At 66.1% G+C, this 7,934-nt stretch carries 8 protein-coding genes; 4 read left to right on the top strand and 4 right to left on the bottom strand.

Going from position 1 to position 7,934, the window contains the following annotated elements:
• Positions 1 to 210 precede the first annotated feature (210 nt).
• From JF542_RS18535 to JF542_RS18550, 4 genes are all read left to right on the top strand, one after another.
• A complete protein-coding gene (locus JF542_RS18535) occupies positions 211 to 1,563 on the top strand; it encodes a cytochrome P450 (protein ID WP_207076931.1) in 1,353 nt (450 codons plus the stop codon).
• Between the two features lie 256 nt (positions 1,564 to 1,819).
• Positions 1,820 to 2,449 carry a TetR/AcrR family transcriptional regulator gene (locus JF542_RS18540; RefSeq protein WP_207076932.1) on the top strand — a complete coding sequence of 210 codons (630 nt, stop codon included), beginning with the start codon at positions 1,820 to 1,822 and terminating at the stop codon, positions 2,447 to 2,449.
• Positions 2,450 to 2,510: 61 nt separating this feature from the next.
• Entirely contained in the window at positions 2,511 to 2,972 is a 462-nt protein-coding gene (locus JF542_RS18545; protein WP_207076933.1) for a thiol-disulfide oxidoreductase DCC family protein, read from the top strand.
• A 192-nt stretch (positions 2,973 to 3,164) separates the two neighbouring features.
• Positions 3,165 to 3,791: a GNAT family N-acetyltransferase gene (locus JF542_RS18550; RefSeq protein ID WP_207076934.1), complete on the top strand. Its 627-nt coding sequence runs from the start codon at positions 3,165 to 3,167 to the stop codon at positions 3,789 to 3,791.
• Positions 3,792 to 4,031: 240 nt separating this feature from the next.
• Here JF542_RS18550 and JF542_RS18555 read toward each other — a convergent pair whose 3' ends face one another.
• From JF542_RS18555 to JF542_RS18570, 4 genes are all read right to left on the bottom strand, one after another.
• Complete coding sequence (locus JF542_RS18555) at positions 4,032 to 4,796, bottom strand: ABC transporter permease (protein ID WP_207076935.1); 765 nt, start codon at positions 4,794 to 4,796, stop codon at positions 4,032 to 4,034.
• Positions 4,796 to 5,596, bottom strand: coding sequence for an ABC transporter ATP-binding protein (locus tag JF542_RS18560; RefSeq protein WP_207076936.1), 801 nt, complete (start codon positions 5,594 to 5,596; stop codon positions 4,796 to 4,798). The genes JF542_RS18555 and JF542_RS18560 overlap by 1 nt, the downstream gene beginning before the upstream one ends.
• Before the next feature lie 44 nt (positions 5,597 to 5,640).
• Positions 5,641 to 6,621 (bottom strand): ABC transporter substrate-binding protein, encoded by a 981-nt coding sequence (locus JF542_RS18565; protein WP_207076940.1) that lies wholly within the window; start codon positions 6,619 to 6,621, stop codon positions 5,641 to 5,643.
• Between the two features lie 337 nt (positions 6,622 to 6,958).
• Complete coding sequence (locus tag JF542_RS18570) at positions 6,959 to 7,585, bottom strand: nucleoside/nucleotide kinase family protein (RefSeq protein ID WP_207076937.1); 627 nt, start codon at positions 7,583 to 7,585, stop codon at positions 6,959 to 6,961.
• Positions 7,586 to 7,934: the final 349 nt, after the last annotated feature.

Here is a 7,934-nt window from a genome sequence, read left to right on the forward strand (position 1 = left end):
AGCAGGCCCGCGGCGTACACTGCCAATGTGATACCGGCAGGATGGCACTGTCCTTGATTCAGCTCACGCATTTTTCAATCAGGGCGGGCAATTCGGGGCCAACGCTGCCACGGCGCCGGAAAGTGCTGGCCCCACTGCGCCGCCGCCATATGTTGAGGGCAAGCCCGGCGTTGCATTGCCGGCGCTTGGCCACCCTACCGTCAGGATCCCATGTCCGCCTTCGTTCCGCCCACCGTCACCCCGCCCGCAAAGCCGCTCGGCATGCTCGCCAGCGTGCGCGAAGCGCGGCGCAACGTGCTGAGCATCATTCCCGGCATCGCCTACACCCAGCCCATCGTCACCGGCACCACAGGCCCGTCGCGCTGGCACATGGTGCAGGGCCCCGAGGGGATGAAGCGGATCTTTCTCGACAACGTCGGCAACTACCCGAAATCCGAGGTCATGCTGCGGATGCTGCGCCCGGCGGTGGGCAATTCGCTGTTCACCTCCGAGGGCGCGCAGTGGCGCTGGCAGCGCCGTGCCATCGCGCCGGTCTTTGCCGCCCGCAATGTCGATGCGCTGGCCCCGGTGATGACAGAAACCGCCGCCCGCGCCGCTGGCCGGCTCGCCGCCAGCGGTGGTGAGGCCGAGCTGGTCAAGGAGATGCTCTCGGCCACCTTCGACGTGATCTGCGACGTGGCGCTCTCGGGGCGCGAGCATTTCGACGCCGATCTCTACGGCGAGGCGATCACCAAGTATTTCCTCACCGTGGGTCGCGCATCGCTGCTGGATTTCCTCGAGATGCCGATCTGGGTGCCCCGTCCCGGCGAGTTCCTCGGGCGCGGCGCGGTGAAGACCATGCACCGGATGGTCTCGGCGGCGATCAACGACCGACGCAGGCAGGGAGCGGGCCCGCTCGACGACCTGCTCGACCACATGCTGCGCGCCAAGGATCCGCAGACCGGGCGCACCATGTCGCCGCAGGACCTGCTGCACAACATGCAGTTCTTCATCGTCGCCGGCCACGAGACCACGGCGCTGGCGATCTCCTGGGCGCTCTACCTGCTGGCCAACGATCCCGCCGCACAGGAGCGCGCCCGCGAAGAGGCACGCGGCGTGCTGGGCGAGCGTGCCGCAGCGGGCGGCGACCTCGCCGCCATGCCCTATATCGAGCAGGTGCTCGACGAGGCGATGCGACTCTACCCACCGGTGGGGATGCTGGCGCGCAACGTGCTCGACGATGACGAGATCTACGACCGCGACATCCGCCCCGGCGAGACGGTCTTCGTCAACACCTACGCACTGCACCGGCACGAGGATCTCTGGGAGCGCCCGCACGCCTTCGACCCGGACCATTTCTCGCCCGCCGCCCGCGAGGCGCGTGACCGCTATGCCTACCTTCCGTTCGGTGCCGGTCCGCGGGTCTGCGTGGGGGCAAACTTCGCGATGATGCAGGCACAGATCATCCTCGCCACGCTGGTGGCACGGTTCCACTTTGCCCCCGCCGGGAAGGTGCCCGAGCCCATCATGCACATGACCGTGCGCCCCGAGCCGGGCGTGACGCTTGAGGTCCACCCGGTCTGACGCCGCGACCCGGGACATGCGACGTGCGCCCTGCCGGTCATCGTCGGGCCCGCAGAGCGGATGGGCAGAGCACCGCCTTCGCGTCAGGGAACCCACTGGCGAGCTTTGCGTTTTGTATTTAGACGGCGTAAAGCGCCAAGGTTCGAAGCGCTCATGTCGCGATTTCGGAATAATTGTATTTGTGAAGCGGCCTGTTGTCCGGTCGCCTTTAAGCTTATCCGCTGCAAGGATAAGATGTAGCTAAGGGGTTCAGCGAATGTCCAGAAGCCGTGAGAACTATCATCACGGTCAGTTGCGGGAAGCGCTGATCACCGCAGCCGACGAGATCCTGCACGAAAGCGGCATCGAGGGCTTCTCCCTCCGCAAGGCCGCCGCCCGCGCGGGCGTCTCGCCGGGCGCCCCGGCGCATCACTTCAAATCGGTGACCGGCCTGCTGACTGCCGTGGCGGTGCTGACCCTCGACGAGCTGTCCGAGCGCATGCGCGCGGTGTCAACGGACCTGCCCCTCGCGGCACAGGTGCGCGAGCTGGCCTCGGTCTATGTGCGCTATTCGATGGAGTATCCCGGCCGGCTTCAGGTCACCTATCGCCGCGCCATCGTCGACCGCAGCGATCCCGACTTCATGCGCTCCTCGGGCGAGGCGTTCGGACAGTTCTTCGCCAGCGCGGCACGCTACCACGGCGTGCCTCACCCCAGCCGCGAGAGCGCTTCGCAGATGCATCCGCAGCTGCTGCTCGACTACGCCACCGTACAGGGCATGGCGCTGACCGCGGTCGAGGGCAACTGGCGTTTCATCGTCTCGCATGACGATCCGCAAGGGGATTTCCTCAGGCGCATCCTGCCGATGCTGGTCGAGGCGCGCTGGCCGGACAAGCCCGCCGCCTGAGCCCCGGCGCTTTCCCTCGCGCAACATCTGGTCCACCATGCGCCCAGCAGGAGGAGACCCGATGGCCAAGCTTCCCGACCGCCCCGCCCACTCTTGGCGAGACGACCCGACCGTTCCCGCGTTCGACGACGACCGGCCGCTCGCGGTGATGGACGGCAATTGCGCCCTGTGCTCGCGGGGCGCGCGCATGATCGCCCGGCTCGACCGTGACGAAGCCTTCCGCATCTGTCCGGTGCAGTCGCCGCTCGGCACCGCTCTGGTGAGGCATTTCGAGCAGGACCCCGACGATCCGCAGACCTGGCTGTTTCTGGATCAAGGCCGGGCCTGGTCCGGCATGGACGCGATCATCCACATCGGCGAACGGCTTGGCGGCATCGGACGCTTCGCAAGCGCGCTCCGTATTCTGCCCGCGCCGCTGCGCGACTGGCTTTACAGGCGCATCGCCTTCAACCGCTACCGCTTCGGACGCAGCGATATGTGCGCTCTGCCGGACGAGGCCCTGCAGCGCCGGCTGATCGACTGAACAATCGATTCCGTCGAGCTGCTCCTTACCGGTGTCCCGGGCCGCGCCGGACCTCTTGAGGTGGAAGCGCTATCGCTATAGTGATGTATCAGGTTGAGAATCAATCTATACGTGTTCTAATTTCCACCGCGGCGGCGAAAAAAAGATGCTCAAGCGGCCTCCGTGCGCTAATATCCTGTCCGGGAGGATCACATGCCATACACGAATAGAGAGGGCCTGCGGCCCATCTACGCGCAAAGTGCGCGCGAAAACGAACTGCTGAGCGAAATCGAGGAGCTCGAGAGCGAGCTGCGCGCCTTTGTCGCCGTGGCCCTGCAGCACGGGATGCGGGTCTATTGCGAGACCCGCCACCCCGACCTGACCCGCGAGATCGAGGCCGGGATCCAGCGCTCGCGCGAGCGGGCCGAGATGAAATACGCCAAGATCCTCGCGCAGATCCTGCGCGTCCCCGGGCTTCACGCCACGCGCGGAGAGACCGAAGAGCGGACCTATTACCGCACCGCCGAGGACAACGTCGCCTATATCGAGCATGCGCTGCAAAAGAAGCGATTCATCCTGAATGGCATCTGGGTGGCGCCGGCCTATCGCGGCAAGGGCATCGCGCACCGCATCCTGCGCCGCCTGGTCGAGGCCGCCGACGAGACCGATTTCGGCATCGCGCTGGATCACGAACCGTTCGGCGAGGAAGGCCTGAGCCGCGAGGATCTGGTCGCGTTCTACAACCGCCACGGCTTCCAGACGCACGCCGGCAAGGCCGAGGGCATGTTCCGCTTCCCGCGCACCCCGCTCGATCTTTACGCGCGGCCGCATATGGTCTGAGGGTCGCGCCTGTTTTGAATGAGGGACCCGCACCACTGGTGCGGGTCCTTTTCTTTTGCGTGGCGGGCCAGTTCAGGACGTCATGTCCCGAACCCCAACAATCCTGCGATAGGGCCAATGCCTTGCAATGGTCGACCCCGCCGCACGGGCATCGCTCGGGCGACCGGCAGTCGGAAAACCAAGAGCGCCCCCGCAGTTTCCTGCGGGGGCGCTCTTAGCTCTGGATAGAGGCCATCCGCCTCAGTGCTGCGGCCGCTCCGCCCAGCCTGCGAAGATCTTCTCCAGCATGACCACGGCGTAGTAGAGAATGATCCCCAGCACCGCGAGCGCGATGAGCACCGCGAACATCAGCGGGTAGTTCGAGTTGGTCTGCCCCGACAGGAACAGCGCACCCAGCCCGCGCCCGTGCGGCGAGATGATCTCGACGAGGTTGGTGCCGATGAAGGCCAGCGTCACCGAGACCTTCAGCGCGCCGAAGAACTCGGGCAGCGTCTTGGGCAGGGCGATCTTGCGGAAGATGGTCAGCCGGCTGGCCCCGAGCGAGCGCAGGATGTCGCGGTATTCCGGCTCCAGCGTCGACAGGCCGATGCCCACCGAGACCGCGATCGGGAAGAACGAGATCAGGAACGCCATCAGCACGGTGTTGAAATTGTGCTGCCCGATGAAGAGCAGCGCCAGCACCGGCACCAGCGTCGCCTTGGGGATCGCGTTGAACCCCACCAGCAGCGGATAGAGCGCGTCGCGCGCGATGCGCGAGAAGCCCATGACCATCCCCAGCGCGGTGCCGAAGATCACCGCCAGCGCCAGACCGGCAACGGTGCGCCAGAGGGTCTGCCAGCTGCCCTCGACGAAGAGCGACCAGAACCGGATATAGGCATCGGGCAGGTCCGAGGGCGAGGCCATGACGTAGTTCGGCCAACCATTGACCCAGACGAGGAACTCCCACAGCAGCAGGAAGACGAGGATGGCGCCGACCGGAACGGCGACTTTCTGGAAATTCCGCATCACTGCACCGCCGGTTCTGGCTGTCGCCCCTGGGCGATCTGGATCTGTTCGCGCAGCGTGGCCAGCATCTGCGCGCATTCGGGTGTGTAGAGCCCCTCGAGCTTGCGCAGCCCCTCGCCCGGGTAGTGCACATCGAGCACGTATTGCGTCGTCGCCGGACGGCCCGAGAGCACGATGACCTGATCGCCGAGATAGACGCTCTCGCGCAGGTCATGGGTGATCAGCACCGCGGTGAAGGGCTCCTTGGCACGCAGCTCGTGCATGGTCTGCCACAGGTCCTCGCGGGTGAAGGCATCAAGCGCGCCGAAGGGCTCGTCCATGATCAGCACGTCGGGCTTGTGCACGATGGCGCGGCACAGCGAGGCGCGCTGACGCATGCCGCCCGAAAGCTCCGACGGGCGCTTGTTCTCGAAGCCCGTCAGGCCCACCAGATCAAGCAGCTCCATGGCACGCTCGACGCGCTGCTTCTTGGGCATGCCCGGGGCCACGATCTCGAGCGGCAGCATGACGTTCTGCAGGATGGTGCGCCATTCCAGCATGACCGGGTTCTGAAACGCCATGCCGACGGTCTTGCGCGGTGATTTCACCAGCTTGCCATGCAGCCAGACCTCGCCCTGATCGGGCTTCATCAGCCCGGCGACGAGACGCGTGAGGGTGGACTTGCCACAGCCCGACGGGCCGACCACGGCGGCGAACTCGCCCTCGGGAACCGAGACGTTGAGATTGTCCAGCACCGGCAGCGGGCCGTTCGGCGTCTGGTAGGCGTGGGTCACGCCCCTGATGTCGATGAGATTGGTCATATCGGTGCGGGCGCCGGCGAGGCTGCTGCCGGCGCCCGTCGTCCTTACTTCAGCATGCGCGCATCGGCGGCAGGCAGGTAGCTGTCGTCGAAATAGAGCGACGCGTCGGGCTCGGAGGTGAACTCGTAGACCGATTTGGTCTGCTCGATGGCCGCCGCCATGCGGTCGGCATCGACCCCGCCGATACCGTTCTCGGCGACGTAATCGGTCAGCACGTTGTCATCGATCGCCATCTGCAGGCGCTCGGTCTCGAGCTCGGCATCGGCGGCCGGGTTGCGCTCGAGCAGCGCTTCGATCGCGGCCTCGGGATCTGCGATGGCGGCCTTCCAGCCACCGGCGATGGCACCGAGGAAGGCGGTCACGGCCTCGGGGTTCTCGGAGGCGAAATCGGTGTTCACGATCACCGCGTTGCCATAGAGCTCGACACCATTGTCGGCCATCAGGATAACGCTCAGGTCATCCTCGGCCACGCCGAGACGCTTGAGGTTCAGCGTCGAGGAGAACGAGAAGCCGGTCACCGCGTCGACCTCCTCCTGCGCCAGCATCGGCTCGCGGGTCGGGAAACCGACCGGCTCCACGGTGATCGCGTCCATGTCGAGATCGTTCTCGGCGGCAAAGATCGGGAACTGAGCCCAGGCACCGTCGGGGGGCGGCGCCCCCAGCACCTTGCCCTCGAGATCCTTCGGCGTCTCGATCCCGAGCGACTTGCGGCCGACCACCGCGAAGGGCGGCTTGTCATAGACCATCATGACCGCGGTCACAGGCGCGCCGGGGTTCTGGTCGATGAAGCGCATCAGGCTGTTGATGTCGGCAAAGCCCACCGGGTAGGCGCCGGTGGCGACTTTCGGAATCGCGTCGAGCGAGCCCTTGCCCTCGGAGATCTCGACGCTGAGGTCGGCGTCAGCGAACAGGCCACTGTCGACCGCAAGGAAATACGGCGCCGCGGGGCCCTCGAATTTCCAGTCCAGCGCGAACGGCATGTCGGTTTCGGCGCTCGCGGCACCGGTTGCGCCGATCACGGCCATGGAGGCGGCGAAGGCGGTGGAGATGTATCGATTGAACAAGGCTTGCTCCCATAAGTCTTGACTGGCGCGAGCTATGGCCCCAGCCGCCCGCAGATTGACAGGTCTTGCCGGCAGCAGGCAGGCCACCCCACGCCCAGCGACACCCGTTTGTACGAAAAAGGACACGTGTGCGCAAAAATTAGTCAAGAAAAAATGACCATGTGGACAAATTTCTTCACGGCTCAAGGCACCGTTTCTGCGGCGTGGAACAGGGTCGATCGGCACATTTCAGTGGGCCTCTGGCCTGCCTGGCGGTCCTTTCCCCCTGTGCGAATGCCCAATTCTGCGGCACCGCGTTTCAGGCCCTGAGAACGAGGTCCGCCCCGACGCTGCTTTCGGCCACCAGCCGCGCGTTTGGCAGGTCGTTGCCGGCGATCTTGGCCTGCGCCGCCTGCGGATCCATGTCGCTCCAGCGCTCTGTCAGCCGTGCCTCCAGCACCGCAAGCGGCACATCGACGAAGACCGTCAGGTCGAAGCGCGGCCGCAGCCGCGCCCAGTCGGGATCGTCGAGCAGCAGGTAGTTGCCCTCGACGAGGATCAGCCGCACCTCGGGGTCGATGATCCGGGCGGCGGCGCGCGAGATCTCGAGCGCCCTGTCGAAGACCGGCGCCGCGACCGGCCGATCGCTCGAGGCGAGGCGGTCGAGCATCGCCGCAAGCCCGTCCGCATCGAAGGTGTGGGGCGCCCCCTTGCGCGCCAGCATGCCGTGCGCCCGTAGCACCGCGTCGTCGTAGTGGAAGCCGTCCATCGGCAGGATCTCCACCTTGCCGGGATGGGTGCGGTCGACGCTGTCTCGCAGGATCTCGGCCAGCGTGCTCTTGCCTGAGGCCGGCGCCCCGGCGATGGCGACGAAGACCCGCGCCTCTGCGCCTGCCAGGGCGGTCAGCCGCTCCACAAGGCTTGCGATATCGGTGTTTTCGCTCATGGTCCTGCCCTCCCCTGCGCAATCTGCCTCCAGAACAATGCCCGCCCTCGCGCGCGCCGTCCACCACCTGCCTCGGCCGCGCAACGCAGGCCGCGTCCTTGAGCCAGCGCGGCTCCCGGCCGGACCGATCGGCCTGCCTCCGGCGGGAGTATTTTTGGCGAAGAGAAGCCAGGGGCGCAGCGCACATGGCTTCTTTGGTTCAAAAATACCTCGGGTGTGAATTGGCGCCCGATAGTGCCCCACGGCATGGTGTAGGAGCGTCGACCTTCGGAGAGGTCCGGGCCTGATCAGGATGCCACTGCGGGCAGCCTGACGGTTGGATTGTCGGTGACGCGGGCCAAGGTTTCAA

Origin of the sequence: Salipiger bermudensis (genome assembly GCF_017309175.1) — a bacterium.
Classification (GTDB): Bacteria; Pseudomonadota; Alphaproteobacteria; order Rhodobacterales; family Rhodobacteraceae; genus Salipiger; species Salipiger bermudensis.